This is a genomic window from Achromobacter mucicolens (assembly GCF_902859725.1).
In the GTDB taxonomy this organism is placed as follows: domain Bacteria; phylum Pseudomonadota; class Gammaproteobacteria; order Burkholderiales; family Burkholderiaceae_B; genus Achromobacter; species Achromobacter mucicolens.
Window position 1 is genome coordinate 172,396 of record NZ_CADIJP010000005.1, and the last position, 17,629, is coordinate 190,024.

Here is a 17,629-nt window from a genome sequence, read left to right on the forward strand (position 1 = left end):
GACCGCCATGAGTAGACCCCGACCCGACTCCGCAGGAACCGTCGCCGCCTATCCGCGGCGCGCCGCTGCGTCCGAACACGATATCGCCTCGCAGGAGGCGCTGGCCTTGCGCGTCGCCGCCCTGCTGGGACGGCGGTTCGCCCCGGACTTCCGGCCGACCCGCAATCGCGGCGAACCGCCGCCCTACTACGTGCCCGATCGCAGCATCACCAGCCTGGCCCGCGCGGCCAAGCTGGGCATCACGCGCGCGGCCGACCTGTTCGGCGGCGTGACGCCGCATGCATTCGTCGCAACCAAGTCCATCACCCATGGCGTCGTCGACGCCCAGGCGCGGGTGCCGCAGGGATGGGCGCGATCATTGGCCGGCGCGCTCGACGAGGTTGTGCTTCGCGGCTTCACCGCGTTCACGCTGGAGGACGCCTACCGGGCCGGGGAACAGCTGCTGCAGGAAGGCGCATTCCGCGTCAAGCCAGCCGACGCCACTGCGGGCCGCGGGCAGATCGTCGTGCGCAACGCGCAGGAATTGCGGGCCGCGCTGAGTGAACAGGACGCCGCATCCGTGCGTCGCCTGGGCCTCGTGCTGGAGGAGGACCTGGCGCAGATCGAAACGTACAGCGTGGGCTGGGTGCGCGTGGGCAAGCTGGAAGCGTCGTACGTGGGCACGCAGTGCCTCACGCCGGACAACAACGGCGTCTCGGTGTACGGCGGCTCGAATCTCACCGTTGCCCGCGGGGGCTTCGACGAGTTGCGGGCGCTGAACCTGACCGACGAAGAACGGCAGGCGGTGGACTTGAGCTGCCGCTACGACACGGCGGTCTCCACGGCCTATCCTGATTTCTTCGCGTCCCGGCGCAACTACGACGTGGGCGTGGGCCGCAACGCCCGAGGCGAACCCCGCGCCGGGGTGCTGGAGCAATCGTGGCGGGCGGGCGGCGCCAGCATCGCGGAACTGTCCGCGCTGCAGGCGTTCATGCTGTCTCCGTCGCTCAAGTTCGTGTCCGCCTTCACGCGCGAACGCTATGGCGCGGACGAACCGCCGCCGACGTCGGAGCAATACGTGTACCGGGGCGAAGACTCCGCCGTGGGTATGATCACCAAATCCGGGGGCATTCTGGAGGACTACGATGGCCGCCTTTAGCGACCCAATCGAAATCGACGTGGCGGACCAGCAACTGGCCGGCACGTTTCTGACGCCCGAAAACAAGGTGCCGGGCGTGCTGTTCATTCACGGCTGGGGCGGCGACCAGAAGTTCGACCTGGCCCGCGCCAAGGGCATCGCCGCGCTGGGATGCGTGTGCCTGACGTTCGACCTGCGCGGCCATGCCGCCACCCAGGCCCAGCAGATGCAGGTGTCGCGCGACGACAACCTGCACGACGTCATGGCGGCCTACGACCGGCTTGCTGCCCATCCGTCGCTGGACAGCGGCTCGGTGGCGGTGGTGGGCAGCAGCTACGGCGGCTACCTGGCCGCCATCCTGAGCGGGTTGCGCCGCGTCCGCTGGCTGGCCCTGCATGTGCCCGCGCTGTACCGCGACGATGAATGGATGCTGCCCAAGAATCAGCTCAACCGCGAGACCCTGCGGGCTTATCGCAATACCCGTATCGAGCCTGAAAGCAATCGCGCGCTGGCGTCTTGCGCCAACTTCACCGGCGACGTGCTGATCGTGGAAGCCGAGCACGACGTGTACATTCCGCACTCGACGATCATGAACTACCGCTCGGCCTTCCGGCGGTCCCATTCGATGACGCACCGCATCCTGGATGGCGCGGACCACGCCCTTAGCGACAAGGCCTCGCAGCAGGCCTATACGTCGATCCTGGTGAACTGGGTGACCGAAATGGTCATGGGCGCGCGGGTCGGCCGGCCGCGCCCGCTGCCCTAGGCGGTTGCCCGGCGACGGCTCAGGGCTTGGTGGGGCTGAGCAGGTCCGACAGCGCGTTGCCCAATTCCTTGACGGCGCCCGCGACCCCTTCCGCGGCGCCTTCGGCGCCCACCCCGATGGCGTGTCCGAAGCCTTGCGCGACCTGCGCCGCAAAGCCGCGCGTGACCGAGAACTTCGGATTATCCAAGCTTCCCGCCAACGCGAAGTCGAACCGGACCGTGCCGCTCTTGTCCTTCATGGCCGCAAGCACCGCCTTGCGCGGCAACGAGAACAGGCTGCCGTCGCCGCTGAACTTCAGGTTGTGCAAGGCCACGGCGCCCGAGGCCTTCAGCTCATGGCGGGCAATCGAGGTCTTCATGTCCAGGTCCATCGAACCGCCCGACAGCGAGCCGGCGCCGTTCTCGGCCAGATAAGGCGCGGCATGGCGCACGTCCATGTTGCGCGCCGCGACCGTGATATCGGCATCCGTGCCGCCGATCACCACCTTGCCTCGCGCGCGCACCGTCGACTCGCCATTGCGGTTGTCCTCGACCTTGCCGGTAAATTCCATGTCGCTGGACGTGCCATCGCCAGGAATGACCACCGGCTGCAGCCGCGCCTGCACGTCCTTGAAGGGAATGCGATGCGGCGGCTTGGAGACAGCGCCGTCCAGGTATTCCAGCCGGCCATCGCGCAGAATCAGCTCGGCGACGCGGATCGGCCCGTTGCGGCGTGTCTTGTCATCCCCCCCGCCCGCCCGCAGCGCCGCCTGCAGCGCGGGGGATATCTGCATGTCGCCGTCGGGACTGCGCACCACGGCGAAATCGAACCCGTCGATGATGATGCGCTTGAACACGGCCTCGCGGCGCAGAAAGGCGGTCCACTCCGGTTCAAGTTCAACGCGCTGGGCGCGCGCGCCGGGCTGGCCGGATGCGCCGGGTATGGTGACGTCGGTCAGCACCACCTGCCGCAGGCCGACCTGCACGTTGCCGACCTGGCTGCGGGGCCCCAGAATGCTGGCGATGCGCTGTTCGACCACGCGGGTGGCGGCCAGCGCCAGCACCGCAAGGACGGCTCCGATCAGAAGCAGTATCGCCAGGGCGGTGCCCCAGCCTGACCGGCCACGCGCGTCGGCTGCTTTCGAACTCATCTTGGTTTCCGAAGTTGTACAAATCACCGGCGCCGCCGGCGCCACACTCCTTGCACCATAGCGAGGCGCGGCGGCCTGCGCAACCTAGAGCATCGTCCGGGATGCGCAATCATTCATCAATGCTCGAAAAGGATGAGACGGCGCCTGGCCTCGCCGTCTCGTTGCTCGTCAAGCGACCTCACGCCGCCAGGACAGGCGCCAGTAGCGTTCGGGACGGGATGGCAAAGTGCCAACCTGCCCCGCCTGCACGTCTGCCGCCAGGCTGTTGCGCGCGGCCAGGGCGCGCTGACGGCCACGCGTGACGTCGCCCTCGGCGCCGCCGTCGAACGGCGAAGCCAGGATCCGATGGCGCAGCAGACTGGCCAGCCGCTCCTGGACCGCGCCCGGCTCGGCGTCCGCGACCTCTTCATAGGCGATCCACTCCACGCGCAGAAACAGCGCCCGCGCGGTCAGGCATGCGTCCGACACTTGCAGCTGCGCCGCCCCGCACAACCCAAGCGGCATCAGAATCACCCGCGGCCGCAGCGCGGACAGCGCCGATGCCAGGGCGCCCGTCAGCCGCCCAGCCCTGCCGCTGTCCGGGTGCGGGTCTTCCACCAGATCCATCTGCACGCCGCGCACGCCCAGCAGCGACAGCGCACGCTCGCTGCTGGCCTGGCGGGCAAGGATGGCATCGCGGCCGCTTGCAAGACGGTCGGCACTGTCCTTGCCGTTGGCGCAACCGGCCGGCAGCGGCTGGCCCGAATACACCGTGAGCACGGTGCTGTCCGGACGCGCCGCCAACAGGCCTGCGCAGCCGCCGACGGCGTCGTTGAAGCAGGGAGAAACCGCAATCAGTCTGCCTTCCCGGAGCATGGCGTCCTCGTCGGTGGCGGCTTACCAATACGGGGGCTGGTTGTAATACTGATGAATGCCTCTTGCCCAGGTTTCGTCCGCCATGCCGGGCCAATTGTCCTTGTCGAAACCCTCTGCGTTCTTGAGCACCTCCTTGTCAACGTTCAGCACGAAGCACTTGCGGTCGGTATCCAGCGTCAGCGCGCTCCACGGAATGGCGTACAGCTTGTCGCCAATGCCCAGGATGCCACCGCGCGACAGGACGGCATACGCGATGCGCCCGTGCGGCACGTCCAGCATGATTTCCTGGATGCTGCCCAGCGATTCGCCGGCCGGGTTGTACACGTCGTTCCCTTCAAGGGTGCTGGCCGCCATGATCTGCGGACCAGGACCGCTGGGATCGTTTTTCGGACCGCCCACGATCTTGGTTTCGCTTTGCGCCTGGCCGGCGCCTGTCAACGGATGGTTCATGGTAAGTCTCCTTCAGTGAAGCGTCTTGCATGGCGAACGGTTCGGCATGCAGGTCACCCTCCACGCAAGCCCTGTGCCACACCGCAGTGCGGCTTGGCGCCCCGGCCTTGCGCAGACCCGCCCCCGACAAGATGGCAGTTCTTACATGCGGCCCCACAAAAATGCCGGGGCCGGCCCTGCGTGTGTGCAGGATCGGCCCCGGCTGGCGCGTTGGTCGGGCGGCGCGGGTTCGCGTCAGCGCCGGTTGCTGCGGTCCGACATCATGCAGATGCCCGCCAGCACGCCCAGCAGCACGGCGCCTGCGATGCTCTTCCAGGCGTTTTCATGCACGTATTCGTCCGTGGCGTGCGACACCACGCGCGCCCGATCCCAGGCCGCGCGCTCCCATCCGCGGGCCTGATCGCGTGCGGCGTCCAGCTGGTGCTTGAGCTTGTCACGGGCGGATTCGATCTCCGATCCGCTATAGCTGGCGGTGCTTCGCAGCAAATCCTCGGTGCCTGATATCAGATCGCGCATCGTCCGCGAAGACGAGTCCGAGGTGTGGAACATGTCGCGCAGCCTATCTCGTTTGTTCATGTGTACTCCTTTGAAAAATTGCGGATCGCTCCCCCCGCGGCACGGCGCACGCGAGGCGCGGCCCGCAAACCGCAAGCCGTGCGGGACCGGTCACAGCCGGTCAATGCCCGGCGTCTGCTGGGGGTCGACCCCCGGCATGGGATTGGGAATGCTGTCCGGAGGCCAGTGCCCCTTCTCATCCTTGTCCGCGCCGGGCGCGTCGGGCTGGGGTTGTTCGGCTGGCGCCTGGTCCGGGGTCTTCTGTCCGCCCTGTCCGGGCGGTGGGGAACGCGTCCCCTCGGTGTTTGCCATGATGTGCTCCTGAAGTGAAAAGACTGATGCAATTGCCAGTCAACTTGCCCACCATTGCTTGATCGTCGCGCGCAGCGCCGCGCCGCCCGTGGCGGCATCTTCCTGGCGCAGGGCCTTGAAGTACGCGCCGATCTGCTTGGCCGGGATGTGGGGCGGCAACGGAGGCATCTCGGGATCAGTCACCATCTCCAGCACGACGGGCCGTCCCGCCGCCAGGGCGCGGTCCCACGCCGGCCCGACATCGTCGGGACTGTCCACCCGGATGCCCTCCAGGCCCAGCATCCGGCCATATTCCGCGTAAGAAAACTTGGGCAACCACTGCGAGTCCGGAAAGCGCGGGTCCCCGCCCATCACTCGCTGTTCCCACGTCACCAGGTTCAAATCGCCGTTGTTCAGCACCATGACGATCAGGGTGGGATTGCTCCAGTCCTGCCACCGGTGGGCAATGGTGATGAGCTCGTTGATGCCCAGCATCTGCATCGCGCCGTCGCCCACCAGGGCGATGACAGGCCGATCCGGGTAGGCAAGCTTTGCCGCCACCGCATAGGGCACGCCGCAACCCATCGTGGCCAGGCCGCCCGACACCGAACCCATCATGCCGGCCTGAATGTCGACGTTACGCGCATACCAGTTGGCGGCCGAGCCCGAGTCGCAGGTCAGGATGGTCCGCGCAGGCAAGCGCTTGGATAGCTCCAGGAACGGGCGCTGAGGATTGATCGGCTTGGCATCGACCATCGCACGGGCATGCACCGTTTCGCGCCAGGCGGAAACCTGCTTCTCGATACGCTCGCGCCAGCGCCGCGTTTTCTTGGGTTCCAGCAGCGGTATCAATGCTTCCAACGTCAACCGGCTGTCGCCCACCAGCCCGATTTCCACGGGATAGCGCAGGCTGAGCTTGCGTCCGTCGCGGTCGATCTGCACGGCGCGCGCCTGGCCTTCCTGCGGCAGGAATTCCGCATACGGGAACGAGGTGCCCACCATCAGCAGCGTGTCGCACTCGTTCATCATGTCCCAGCTTGGCTGCGTGCCAAGCAGTCCGATGGCGCCCGTCACGAACGGCAGGCTGTCCGGCAGCACTGCCTTGCCCAGCAACGCCTTGGCCACGCCCGCGCCCAGCAGTTCGGCGACTTGGCTGACCTGTTCGCCTGCCTGCAGTGCGCCCGCGCCCACCAGGATGGCCACCTTCTCGCCGCGGTTCAGGATGTCGGCGGCGTTGCGCAGCGCGTCAGGACCGGGCACGGCAGCGTGGGACGTCACGCCGATGCCGGTGTGCACCGTGCCATGCTCACGGCGCGGCGCCGGCACGGCCGGCAAGTCCTGCACGTCGTTGGGAAAGATGACGCACGTTACGCTGCGCCGCTCCAGGGCAATGCGCATGGCGCGGTCCACCATATGGCGCGCCTGCTCCGCCGTCGTCGCCATCTGCACGTAATCGTGCGCGACGTCCTTGAACAGGCTGATCAAGTCCACTTCCTGCTGGTAGTCGCCGCCCAGTGCGCTGCGGGCCTGCTGGCCCACCAGCGCCACGACCGGCTGATGATCCAGTTTGGCGTCATACAGACCATTGAGCAGATGGATGGCGCCGGGCCCCGACGTCGCCAGGCATACCCCGACCTGCCCCGTGAACTTGGCATGGGCGCACGCCATGAAAGCGGCGCTTTCTTCGTGCCGGGCTTGTATGAATTCCAACGGCTCCTGCGTGCGGCCAAAGGCGCCGATGAGCCCATTGATGCCGTCGCCGGGATACCCGTACACCTTGCGCACGCCCCACTGCGACAGCCGCTTCAACACGAAGTCCGACACTGTTTCCATACGTTTCTCCATGCGGTCATCGTTGAAAGCGTCTCCTTGCAGCAACCGCCGTTCCTGCCCCTGATTGGAATTTGGGCGTGGGCGCACAGATAAAAATTACAAACCGGCCGCAGCGGTGCCCGGCATGCATCGTCATTCCATCATTTGGATGACGCGCATTTGTGCTGCATTGCGCAATTTTTCTCGTGCCGGCGGTTTTGGGCACACGGCTTGCGTAAGGGAGGGCCTCGGCGTAATCGCGATCGAGTTGCATCTATCTCGATCGGCCTATCAACTGGAGCAAGCATGGCGAAGACAAGAACCCTGATTGTGGCGGGAGAAGCTTTTCCGCTGGCCAAAACGGGCGGACTGGGAGATGCCATTACCGGCATGGCCCGCGCGTTGATGGAGGCGCGAATGCCTCTGAGCGTGCTGCTGCCTGCCTATCGGGGCGTGCGCGCCAAGCTGAACCGCGTGCGCGAAGTGGCCACGCTTGAGGACCTGCCCGGCGGCCCGGCCGTCCTGCTGGAAGGCAAATGCCCCCAATCCGGCATCGACTACTTGGTGCTTGAGAACGATGCCCTGTACGACCGTGGCGGCCTCTACGCTGACGAAAATGGGCGCGAGCACCCCGACAACGGCATGCGCTATGCAGCGCTTGCGCACGCCGCCGTGCGCGTGGCGGCGGGATTGCCGGGCGTTGCACGCCCCACGCTGGTGCACGCGCACGACTGGCATGCCGGCCTGGTGCCGCTGCTGCTGCGCGCGGCCGACCTGCGCGACGTGAAAAGCGTGATGACCATTCACAACCTGGCGTTCCAGGGGCTGTTCCCGATGGCATGCGCCGACGAATTTGGCGTGCCCGAATGGGCCCGCACCGACGATGGCGCCCAGGCTTGGGGGCAACTCAACTTCCTGAAGGCAGGCATCCGCTACGCGGACCGCGTCACCACGGTCAGCCACACCTACGCCCGCGAAATCATGACGCCGGAATTCGGTTGCGGCCTGGACGCGCTGCTGCGCAGCCGCGCGGACGACCTGCTGCCGATCCCGAACGGCATCGACGACGTGCTGTGGAACCCCGCCCACGATCCGTACCTGCGCAGCCATCGCTATTCGGTGCGCGACCTCACCAACAAGATTCATTGCAAGGCGGCGTTGCAACGCGAGTTCGGCTTGCGCCCGGACCTGGGCGCGACGGTGATGGGAATGGGCAACCGCCTGACGGAACAGAAGATGGCGGACGTAGCGGTGCACGCGCTGCCCGACGCGCTGGACCGTCACCCCAATCTGCAGATTGCCATTCTGGGTCAGGGCGATCACCGGCTGGAAGAAGCCTTGCAGGACATCGCGCGCCGCTACCCGGGACGCTGCGCCACCCATATCGGCTACGACGAGGGCATCGCCCACCGTCTGCACGCCGGCTCCGACATCCTGCTGCATGCCAGCCGCTTCGAGCCCTTCGGCCTGACGCCGCTGTATGCGATGCGCTACGGCACCTTGCCGATCGGCTCGCGGGTGGGCGGCATGGCCGATACGATCCAGGATCCCGGTCCGCGCGCCCCGCTGTCGGCCATGGCATCGGCCACCGGCCTGCTCTTTGAAGGCGACTCGCCGCAGGCCATGAGCGCCGCGATCGACCGCGCCATCGATCTGCGCGGCCACGGCATTCTCTGGCGGCTGATGCAGCGCAACGCGATGAACAGCGATTTCGGCTGGCGCGCCGCGGTCAGCCTGTACGCCCGCCTGTACCGGTCGCTGGTCGAGCCCGAATACCGCGACGCCGCGCCCGCCTCGGCCGCTCAACCCGCTGACGTTGCCGCCGTCAGCCGCCGCCAGCCGCGAGCGGGCGGCGCGATGCCAGCCGCCATCTAAGGAGCCAGCCCGGTGCCCCCTTCCACCGTCTCCGCGCCGTCACGCGCCCCGCTACGTCTTTATCACGCCCGTGCTGGCCTGCCGGAGGGCCGATCCGACCTCCAGGCCCTGTGCCAACGCCTCGCGCAACGCGGGTTCAATGCCGTGCTGGCGCCGGCGCCGTGGTTGACCGGGCCAGAACCCGGCTCGAATGCCGCGCACGACGCGGACACCGCGCGGGTGGACGGCAAGGATATGCCGATCACCCAGTGGTACACCCAGGTCGCGGCGCAGTTGTCGGCCCACGGGTTGTCGCTGTTCATCGACATAATCCTGGACCGCAGTGCGCGCCATGCGGTGGCTACCACCGCCGAACCCGGGTGGTATCGGTCGCTGCATGAAGAACCCGCGCGCGATCCGCGTCTGACGCCGGAGGAGCGCGGGGTGCTGCACCTGCCCGAAGGCCACCTGCCGCCCGGGTTTCTGCCGGCGTGGACGGCGCGTCTGCTCGGCTGGACCCGCAGCGGGGTCAAGGGCCTGGTGTTCCAGGCGCCTCACCGGCTGCCGGCAGAGGCGTGGCGGGAACTGGGCGCCGCGTTGCGCGCGCAGAATCCGGATGTGCGCCTGTTGGCCTGGACACCCGGCCTGTCGCCCGCCGACCTGGCGGGCCTGCGGGACGCGGCGTTCGACGCCGCGTTTTCTTCCCTGCCCTGGTGGGACTTCAAGTCGTCGTGGCTGGCGGAAGAGGACGCGCGCCTGCGCGCCATTGGCGAAGTCATTGCGGCACCGCCGCAATCCGCCGCCCAGTCGCCCTCCGAGTACGGCCGAAGCGCGCTCTGGAGCGCGGCGGTGTCGGGCGATGGGCTCATGTTGACGGACGAGGATGACCATTGCCTGCCGGACGTGCAAGCCGTCAACGCCTGGTTCGACGGCGCACGCCTGAAGGGTCCCCTGTGCCTGCTGGGCGGCCGGGACGGCAGTTGCACCGTGCTACTGCGCGACGCGGGCGATGGCGCGACACTGGCGCTTGCGGTCAATCCCTCGCCCACGCAGCACGCGGGCGTGGATTGGGATGCGCTGGCGCCGATGTTGCCCCCGGCCGATCTCGTCCCCTTCACGCCGCCGGCAGGCTTGCAGAGGCAGGCCGATGCCCTGGCCGCGGGCGACTGCGCGCTGCTGATGCTCCAGTCCACCCAGCCTGTCCGCGATGCCGTGCGTCACCACCGGACCCGCGCCGACGACCTGGCCAACCAGCGCGTCGCGCTGGAGAACATCAGCCCCGCCGTCGATGGCGGCCTCTATCCGGTCAAGACCATCCCGCACGCGCGCATCGCCGTGCAGGCCGACATCTTCATGGACGGGCACGACCAACTTGCCGCCGAGGTGCGCTGGCGGGCCAAGGACGAGGCGCGCTGGCACACCGTACCGATGACGCGCGGCCTGAACGACCGGTGGGAAGGCGCATTCCGGCCTCGCCGCATCGGGGCCCATGAATTCGTCGTGGCCGCCTGGTTCGACGCCTGGCATACGTTCACCCATGACATCGAGGTCAAGCACCAGGCGGGCCGCGACATCAGCCTGGAGATCCACGAAGGCCTCGCACTGCTGCGCGATGCCCTGGCCCGCGCCGAAGCCGGCTCGCCCGCCGGCGCGGACGCCGAGCCGGTACGCCGTGCGCTGGCGGCCTTCGCGGACGCCGACCTGGCCCATCCGGTCCCGCCGACGCAAGAAGAGGTCGGCGTGCTGCTGGACCCGGCGTTGACGCACGCCATGCACGCGCTTGACGACCACCCATTCGAAGCGGTCACCGCCACGGCCTACCCGGTCTGGGTGGACCGCAGCCAGGCCGTCCATTCCAGCTGGTATGAACTTTTCCCGCGGTCGCAGGCGGCCGAGCCCGGGCGCCACGGCACGTTCGACGATGTGGTCGCGCGGCTGCCGGACATCCGCGAAATGGGCTTTGACGTGCTGTACATGCCGCCCATCCACCCAATCGGCCAGCGCAACCGCAAAGGCCGCAACAACAGCCTGCGCGCCGAGCCCGGCGACGTAGGCAGTCCCTACGCCATCGGGGCGCAGAGCGGCGGCCACGACGCCATCGAACCCGCGCTGGGCACCCTGTCCGACTTCCTGAATCTGGTGGATGCGGCGGCCCAGCAAGGCATGGAGATCGCGCTGGACTTCGCGATCCAGTGTTCGCCTGACCATCCGTGGCTGACGCAGCATCCGGACTGGTTCTCGTGGCGGCCGGACGGGTCGATGCGTTACGCCGAGAATCCGCCGAAAAAGTACGAGGACATCGTCAACGTGTCCTTCTACGGCGGCCAGAACCGCCGCGGCCGCAAGCTTGGCTTGTGGCGCGCGCTGCGCGACGTGGTGCTGTTCTGGGTGAACCACGGCGTGCGCATCTTTCGCGTGGACAATCCCCACACCAAGCCCCTGCCGTTCTGGCAGTGGCTGATCTGCGAAGTCCACGCGCAGCATCCGGACGTGATCTTCCTGTCCGAGGCCTTCACGCGCCCCAAGATGATGTACCGGCTGGCCAAGATCGGCTTCACGCAGTCGTACACGTACTTCACGTGGCGCAACGAGCGCGCCGAGCTGGAAGCCTACCTGCAGGAGATCTCGTCGCCGCCCGCGGCCGACTTCTTCCGCCCGCACTTCTTTGTGAACACCCCGGACATCAACCCATTCTTCCTGCAGACCTCGGGACGCCCGGGCTTTCTGATCCGCTCGGCGCTGGCCGCGTTGGGCTCGGGACTGTGGGGCGTGTACAGCGGGTTTGAACTCTGCGAAGGCGCGCCGCTGCCGGGCAAGGAAGAGTACCTGGACTCCGAGAAGTACGAATTGCGCCAGCGCGACTGGCACGCCCCGGGCAACATCCGGGCCGAGATCACGCGACTGAACCAGATCCGGCGCGCCAACCCGGCGTTGCAGACGCATCGCGGCCTGACGCTGGCGGCCAGCAGCAACAACCGGGTGCTGGCTTTCTACAAGTCCACGCCAGGCCACGGCAACGTGGTGCTGGCCGTCATCAGCCTGGATCCGTTCCAGGCGCAAGAGACGCGCGTCGAGGCGCCGTTCTGGCTGTTCGGCGAATCGGACGCCGGTCAGCTGGCCGCCGAAGACCTGCTGACCGAAACCCGCGAGACCTGGCATCAGAAGCACCGCAGCATGACGCTGACCCCCGACCAACCCTATCGCGTGTGGCGGCTTTCGCTGCATGGATGAAGCCCGCGCCCAACGCCATGATGAGTAAAGCCCAACCCATTCAGGATGATCCCCTCTGGTACAAGGACGCCGTCATCTACCAGCTTCACGTCAAGTCGTTCTTTGACTCGAACGGCGACGGCGTTGGTGACCTGCCCGGCCTGATTTCCAAGCTGGACTACATCGCCAGCCTGGGCGTGAACACCATCTGGCTGCTGCCCTTCTATCCGTCGCCCCGCCGCGACGACGGCTACGATATTGCGGACTACCGCGGCGTGCACTCGGACTACGGCACCATCGCCGACGTGCGCAAGCTGATCCGGGCCGCGCACGCCCGAGGCCTGCGCATCATTACCGAACTGGTGGTCAACCACACGTCGGACCAGCACCCGTGGTTCCAGCGCGCCCGCGCGGCCAAGCCCGGATCGGCGGCGCGCAACTTCTATGTCTGGTCCGACAACGACAAGGCGTACGCCGGCACGCGCATCATCTTCTGCGATACCGAAAAGTCGAACTGGACCTGGGACCCGGTGGCCAACGCCTACTTCTGGCACCGCTTCTATTCGCACCAGCCCGACCTGAACTACGACAACCCGCAGGTGCTCAAGGAAGTGCTGTCCGTTATGCGCTATTGGCTGGACATGGGCGTGGACGGGCTGCGCCTGGACGCGGTGCCCTACCTGGTCGAGCGCGAAGGCACCAACAACGAGAATCTGCCCGAGACGCATGACGTGCTCAAGCAGATCCGGGCCGTGATCGAGGCCGAGTACCCCGGCCGCCTGCTGCTGGCCGAAGCCAACCAGTGGCCCGAGGACGCGCAGGAGTATTTCGGCGCGGGCGACGAATGCCACATGTCCTTTCACTTCCCGCTGATGCCGCGGATGTACATGGCCATCGCGCAGGAAGACCGCTTTCCGATCACCGACATCATCCGTCAGACGCCCGATATTCCGCCGACCTGCCAGTGGGCCATCTTCCTGCGCAATCACGACGAATTGACGCTGGAAATGGTGACCAGCCGCGAGCGCGACTACCTGTGGAACGTATATGCGTCGGAGCCGCGCGCCCGCATCAACCTGGGCATCCGCCGCCGGCTGGCGCCGCTTCTGGAACGCGACCGCCGCCGTGTCGAGCTGATGAACAGCCTGCTGCTGTCGATGCCCGGCACGCCGGTGCTGTACTACGGCGACGAACTGGGCATGGGCGACAACGTCCACCTGGGCGACCGCGATGGGGTGCGCACGCCGATGCAATGGTCGCCCGACCGCAATGGCGGCTTTTCGCGCGCCGATCCCGAACGGCTGCCGCTGCCCGTGCTGATGGGCCCGCTGTACGGCTACGAGGCCGTCAACGTCGAGGCGCAGCAGCGCGATCCGCACTCGCTGCTGAACTGGACGCGGCGGCTCCTGGCCCAGCGCGGGCAGAGCCACGCCTTCGGCCGCGGCACGTTGCGCTTCATCTACGCCGGCAACCGCAAGATCCTGGCCTACCTGCGTCAGTGGGAAGACACGACGATCCTCTGCGTGGCGAACCTGTCGAATGCGGCCCAGCCGGTCGAGCTGCATATGCAGGAGTTCTCGGGCCGGGTGCCCGTGGAAATGCTGGGAGGCACGCCCTTCCCCGCCATCGGCGAACTGCCCTATCTGCTGACGCTGCCGCCCTACGGCTTTTACTGGATGGACCTGAGCCAGGACGCCGCGCCGCCCGGATGGCACGCGACGGCGCCCGCCCAGATGCCCGAATTGATTACGTTGGTGCTCAAGAACCGCGGAGGCGCGGCGCTGACCGACGCGTCCCGCGCCACGCTGGAGCGCGAGATCCTGCCGCAGTATCTGGCGCGCCAGCGCTGGTATCCGGGGTCGGAGGCGCCGGCCCGCGCACGCCTGGCCTACGCCACGCCGTTCGCGTCGGCCGACGGGGAATTCTATTGGGCCGAGATCGAGCCGCAGGACGGCACGACGGGCATGCGCGCGCAAGCGCCCTTTGTCCTGGTCTGGGACGAGACGGCCGTCATCCAGTACGCCATCGCCCGTGTGCGCCGCGGTGCCGAAGTGGGCGTCCTGGCCGACGCCTTCCTGCAGCCGGGCTTCGTGCGCAGCACGCTCAAGGCAATGCAGGCGAGCGCGGAACTTGACGGACGCAGCGGCGGCAAGCCGGGCGACAAGCCGGGCGTGATCCGCTTTCTGCCCGAGGCCGGGCTGGCCGACATGGACTTCGACGGCGACCTGGAAATGCACTGGCTGTCGGGCGAACAGTCCAACAGCTCGGTCATCGTCGGCAATGCCGTCATCCTGAAGCTGATCCGCAGCGTGCAGCCGGGCCTGTCGCCCGAAGCCGAGATGACCCGCTACCTGACGCGGGCCGGCTACGGGAACATTCCGCCGCTCCTGGGCGAGGTGCAGCGCGTCGACGCCGAGGGCGTCGTGCACACGCTGGCGGTCGCGCACGGCTACATATCCAACGAGGGCGATGCCTGGAGCTGGACGCTGGACTACCTGAAGCGCACGCTGGCCAACGCGCTCCTGGTCGGCAACTCGCCCGAGGAGTTCGAGGAAACCCTGGAAGGCTACGCCGTCATGGCCGGCACCATCGGAGAGCGCCTGGGCCAGATGCACACGCTGCTGGCCGCGCCGACCGACGATGCGGACTTCCAGTCGCGAGCCGCCAGCCAGGCGGATGCGGACAAGCGGGCCGCGCAGGTGCTCGCGCTGCTGGACCGCGCCGAAAAGAACCTGCGCGCGACGCTGGACAAGCTTGAAGAGCCGTCGCACGCCTGCGCGGAGTGGTTCTTCGAACATCACGCGCGCCTGGCCAAGCGCGTCACCGAGATGGCGCAGGCCGAGGTGGGCGCGCCGTGGCTGCGCATACACGGCGACTTCCACCTGGGCCAGGTGCTGGTCGCGCAGACCGACGCGTACCTGATCGATTTCGAAGGTGAGCCGATCAGCAGCCTGGAGGTGCGGCGTTCGCTCGCTTCTCCGTACAAGGACGTGGCCGGCATGTTGCGCTCGTTTGACTATGCGGCGGCGTCGATTGCGCGTACGGACCTGATCGGCGGCGCGCATCTGGACGCCAATGCGGGCGCGGACGACGTCCCCGCGCCGCCCGTCGCGCCGGCCGAACAGCGCGACGCCCTCCTGGCGCGTTTCCGCCAGCGGGCCTCGGACGCGTTCCTGCAGGGGTACACCGGCGTGCGCGGCGGCGACCTTGCCGCCACGGCGGATCGCGAAAACACGCTGCTCGTCCTGGCGCAACTGGAGAAAGCCGCCTACGAGGTCAGCTACGAAGCGGCCCATCGGCCCGACTGGATTTCGATTCCCCTGTGCGCCCTGACCGAACTGGCGCGCGGCGTCCTGCTGTCGGCCGCCATCGATGCCGAAGGAAAAACGTCATGACCGCAGGCTTTGCCTCTCCCGCCGCTGCCACAGACGGCCACATCGACACGCAGGAGCTGACCGCGCTGGCCCATGGGCTGCACAACAATCCTTTCGCGGTGCTGGGGCCGCACGACGGCTGGGTGCGCGTCTTCGTTCCCGGGGCCTCGGCCGTGGCCGTCCTGGATCCGGACGGCGATCGCACGGCCCTGGAGGAACAGGCACAGGGCCTCTACGTCGGCCGCGTGACGTACGCCCAGGCCGGCGACGGGGCTTCCTATCGGCTGGCGATCCGCTGGCCCGCCGCCGAACAGGTCACCGCCGATCCATATGCCTTCGGCGCCCTGCTGGATGACGCCACGCTGCAACGCCTGGCCGAAGGCGCGTGGCGCGAGGCCGGCGAGGCGCTGGGCGCGCACCTGGTCGAGGTAGACGGAGTCAGCGGCCTGCGCTGCGCAGTCTGGGCGCCCAACGCCCGGCGGGTTGCGGTGGCGGGCGATTTCAATGGCTGGGACGCGCGCCGCCACGGCATGCGTCTGCGCCACGCTGCGGGGGTGTGGGAAATCTTCATTCCCGGCGTACGACCCGGCGACCGCTACAAGTTCGCCATCACCGACCGCAATGGCATTCAATTCCTGAAGGCCGATCCGATGGCGCGCCGCTGCGAGATGGCGCCCGCCACGGCCTCGATCGTGGACGATCCCGCGTCCTACGTCTGGTCCGACGACGACTGGATGCAGGCGCGCGGCGCGCGCCAGTCTCCCGACGCGCCCGTGTCGATCTACGAGGTCCACGCCGGGTCGTGGAGCAGTATCGAAGCGGGCCCCTGCGCCTGGGACCAGATGGCGGACAAGCTGCCAGGCTATGCCCGCGCCATGGGATTCACGCATCTGGAACTGATGCCGATCATGGAGCATCCTTTCGGCGGCTCATGGGGCTACCAGCCGCTGGGCATGTTCGCGCCCACGGCGCGCTACGGGCCGCCCGAGGCCTTCGCCCGGTTCGTCGACCGCTGCCACGCCGCCGGCATCGGCGTCATCCTGGATTGGGTGCCCGCGCACTTTCCCGACGACGCGCATGGCCTGGCCACCTTCGACGGGACCTCGCTGTACGAATACGAAGATCCGCGCGAAGGCTATCACCCCGACTGGCACACCATGGTCTACAACCTGGGGCGCAACGAGGTAAAGGCGTTCATGATCGCCAGCGCCCTTCATTGGCTACGCCGGTTCCATGTCGACGGTTTGCGCGTGGACGCCGTAGCGTCGATGCTCTACCGCGACTACAGCCGCCGGCCCGGCGAATGGATTCCGAACCGCTATGGCGGCCGCGAGAACCTTGAGGCCGTCCAGTTTCTGCAAGAGCTGAACGACACCGTGCGCCACGAGGTGCCGGACGCGATCATGGTTGCCGAAGAGTCCACCGCGTGGCCGGGCGTGACCGCGCCCGTGTCCGAAGGCGGTCTCGGGTTCCACTACAAATGGAACATGGGCTGGATGCACGACACCCTGCGCTATCTGGCGCAGGATCCGATCCATCGCCGTTACCACCACCACGACATCACGTTCGGCATGGTGTACGCGTACAGCGAGCGCTTCATCCTGCCGCTGTCGCACGACGAGGTGGTGCACGGCAAGGGGTCGCTGCTGGGCAAGATGCCGGGCGACAAGCAGGCGCGGCTGGCCAACCTGCGCGCGTACTTCGGCTTCATGTGGGCGCATCCTGGCAAAAAGCTGCTGTTCATGGGCGGCGAGCTGGCACAACCCACCGAATGGAACCACGATGCCACGCTCGACTGGAACCTGCTGGACGACGCGGGTCATCTGGGCATGCAGCGCCTGGTGGCCGACCTGAACCGCGTGTATCGCGACCTTCCGGCCCTACACGCGCGAGACGCGGACCCCTCGGGGTTTGCGTGGACGATCATGGACGACCAGGACAACAGCGTCGTCGCCTTCATCCGCACCGACGGCCAGCAGCACGTATTGGCCGTGTCGAATTTCACGCCGGTCACCCGGCACGATTACCGCATCGGGGTTCCTCGGGCCGGCCGCTGGGCCGAACTGCTGAACACCGATGCGTCCCACTACGGCGGGTCCGGCCAGGGCAACCAGGGCGGGGCCAACACCGGCGACATGGCTGCCCACGGGCAGCCGCAGGCCCTGTCGCTCACCCTGCCGCCCCTCTCGACCCTCTTCCTGATGCACGAAGGCTGA

Annotated in this window: 12 protein-coding genes; 6 read left to right on the forward strand and 6 right to left on the reverse strand. The window is 67.6% G+C overall.

Going from position 1 to position 17,629, the window contains the following annotated elements; all coding sequences use genetic code 11:
- The first annotated feature begins 7 nt into the window (after window positions 1-7).
- Window positions 8-1,138, forward strand: coding sequence for a DUF3182 family protein (locus HV786_RS07890; protein WP_175210480.1), 1,131 nt, complete (start codon window positions 8-10; stop codon window positions 1,136-1,138).
- Window positions 1,125-1,883 carry an alpha/beta hydrolase family protein gene (locus HV786_RS07895; protein WP_128828451.1) on the forward strand — a complete coding sequence of 253 codons (759 nt, stop codon included), beginning with the start codon at window positions 1,125-1,127 and terminating at the stop codon, window positions 1,881-1,883. The genes HV786_RS07890 and HV786_RS07895 overlap by 14 nt, the downstream gene beginning before the upstream one ends.
- Window positions 1,884-1,902: 19 nt before the next feature.
- Here HV786_RS07895 and HV786_RS07900 read toward each other — a convergent pair whose 3' ends face one another.
- From HV786_RS07900 to HV786_RS07925, 6 genes are all read right to left on the reverse strand, one after another.
- The gene (locus HV786_RS07900; protein ID WP_128828452.1) at window positions 1,903-3,012 is read right to left on the reverse strand and encodes a DUF748 domain-containing protein; all 1,110 of its coding nucleotides are present in this window, start codon (window positions 3,010-3,012) and stop codon (window positions 1,903-1,905) included.
- A gap of 168 nt (window positions 3,013-3,180) precedes the next feature.
- Window positions 3,181-3,867, reverse strand: a complete 687-nt coding sequence (locus tag HV786_RS07905) for a PIG-L family deacetylase (RefSeq protein WP_175210482.1) — start codon at window positions 3,865-3,867, stop codon at window positions 3,181-3,183.
- Window positions 3,868-3,888: 21 nt separating this feature from the next.
- The gene (locus tag HV786_RS07910; protein ID WP_062839514.1) at window positions 3,889-4,317 is read right to left on the reverse strand and encodes a PRC-barrel domain-containing protein; all 429 of its coding nucleotides are present in this window, start codon (window positions 4,315-4,317) and stop codon (window positions 3,889-3,891) included.
- Between the two features lie 234 nt (window positions 4,318-4,551).
- Entirely contained in the window at window positions 4,552-4,893 is a 342-nt protein-coding gene (locus tag HV786_RS07915) for an ElaB/YgaM/YqjD family protein (RefSeq protein WP_062839515.1), read from the reverse strand.
- 90 nt (window positions 4,894-4,983) lie between these two features.
- Window positions 4,984-5,184: a hypothetical protein gene (locus HV786_RS07920; protein ID WP_128828454.1), complete on the reverse strand. Its 201-nt coding sequence runs from the start codon at window positions 5,182-5,184 to the stop codon at window positions 4,984-4,986.
- A 39-nt stretch (window positions 5,185-5,223) separates the two neighbouring features.
- Window positions 5,224-6,996 carry a thiamine pyrophosphate-requiring protein gene (locus HV786_RS07925; RefSeq protein WP_128828455.1) on the reverse strand — a complete coding sequence of 591 codons (1,773 nt, stop codon included), beginning with the start codon at window positions 6,994-6,996 and terminating at the stop codon, window positions 5,224-5,226.
- A 285-nt stretch (window positions 6,997-7,281) separates the two neighbouring features.
- Here HV786_RS07925 and glgA point away from each other — a divergent pair, with 285 nt between their 5' ends.
- Genes glgA through glgB form a run of 4 tightly spaced genes read left to right on the forward strand, consistent with a single transcriptional unit; the run spans window position 7,282 to window position 17,629 of the window.
- The gene (glgA, locus tag HV786_RS07930; RefSeq protein ID WP_175210484.1) at window positions 7,282-8,850 is read left to right on the forward strand and encodes a glycogen synthase GlgA; all 1,569 of its coding nucleotides are present in this window, start codon (window positions 7,282-7,284) and stop codon (window positions 8,848-8,850) included.
- Between the two features lie 12 nt (window positions 8,851-8,862).
- Window positions 8,863-12,060, forward strand: coding sequence for an alpha-1,4-glucan--maltose-1-phosphate maltosyltransferase (locus HV786_RS07935; protein ID WP_175210486.1), 3,198 nt, complete (start codon window positions 8,863-8,865; stop codon window positions 12,058-12,060).
- Window positions 12,057-15,434, forward strand: a complete 3,378-nt coding sequence (gene treS / locus HV786_RS07940; protein WP_420809631.1) for a maltose alpha-D-glucosyltransferase — start codon at window positions 12,057-12,059, stop codon at window positions 15,432-15,434. The genes HV786_RS07935 and treS overlap by 4 nt, the downstream gene beginning before the upstream one ends.
- The gene (glgB, locus tag HV786_RS07945) at window positions 15,431-17,629 is read left to right on the forward strand and encodes a 1,4-alpha-glucan branching protein GlgB (RefSeq protein ID WP_128828457.1); all 2,199 of its coding nucleotides are present in this window, start codon (window positions 15,431-15,433) and stop codon (window positions 17,627-17,629) included. The genes treS and glgB overlap by 4 nt, the downstream gene beginning before the upstream one ends.

What these genes read in the sequence shown, in the direction of transcription:
- HV786_RS07890 (WP_175210480.1), top strand. Translation starts at nt 8, where the DNA reads ATGAGTAGACCCCGACCCGACTCCGCAGGAACCGTCGCCGCCTATCCG.
- HV786_RS07895 (WP_128828451.1), top strand. Translation starts at nt 1,125, where the DNA reads ATGGCCGCCTTTAGCGACCCAATCGAAATCGACGTGGCGGACCAGCAA.
- HV786_RS07900 (WP_128828452.1), bottom strand. Translation starts at nt 3,012, where the DNA reads ATGAGTTCGAAAGCAGCCGACGCGCGTGGCCGGTCAGGCTGGGGCACC.
- HV786_RS07905 (WP_175210482.1), bottom strand. Translation starts at nt 3,867, where the DNA reads ATGCTCCGGGAAGGCAGACTGATTGCGGTTTCTCCCTGCTTCAACGAC.
- HV786_RS07910 (WP_062839514.1), bottom strand. Translation starts at nt 4,317, where the DNA reads ATGAACCATCCGTTGACAGGCGCCGGCCAGGCGCAAAGCGAAACCAAG.
- HV786_RS07915 (WP_062839515.1), bottom strand. Translation starts at nt 4,893, where the DNA reads ATGAACAAACGAGATAGGCTGCGCGACATGTTCCACACCTCGGACTCG.
- HV786_RS07920 (WP_128828454.1), bottom strand. Translation starts at nt 5,184, where the DNA reads ATGGCAAACACCGAGGGGACGCGTTCCCCACCGCCCGGACAGGGCGGA.
- HV786_RS07925 (WP_128828455.1), bottom strand. Translation starts at nt 6,996, where the DNA reads ATGGAAACAGTGTCGGACTTCGTGTTGAAGCGGCTGTCGCAGTGGGGC.
- glgA (WP_175210484.1), top strand. Translation starts at nt 7,282, where the DNA reads ATGGCGAAGACAAGAACCCTGATTGTGGCGGGAGAAGCTTTTCCGCTG.
- treS (WP_420809631.1), top strand. Translation starts at nt 12,057, where the DNA reads ATGAAGCCCGCGCCCAACGCCATGATGAGTAAAGCCCAACCCATTCAG.
- glgB (WP_128828457.1), top strand. Translation starts at nt 15,431, where the DNA reads ATGACCGCAGGCTTTGCCTCTCCCGCCGCTGCCACAGACGGCCACATC.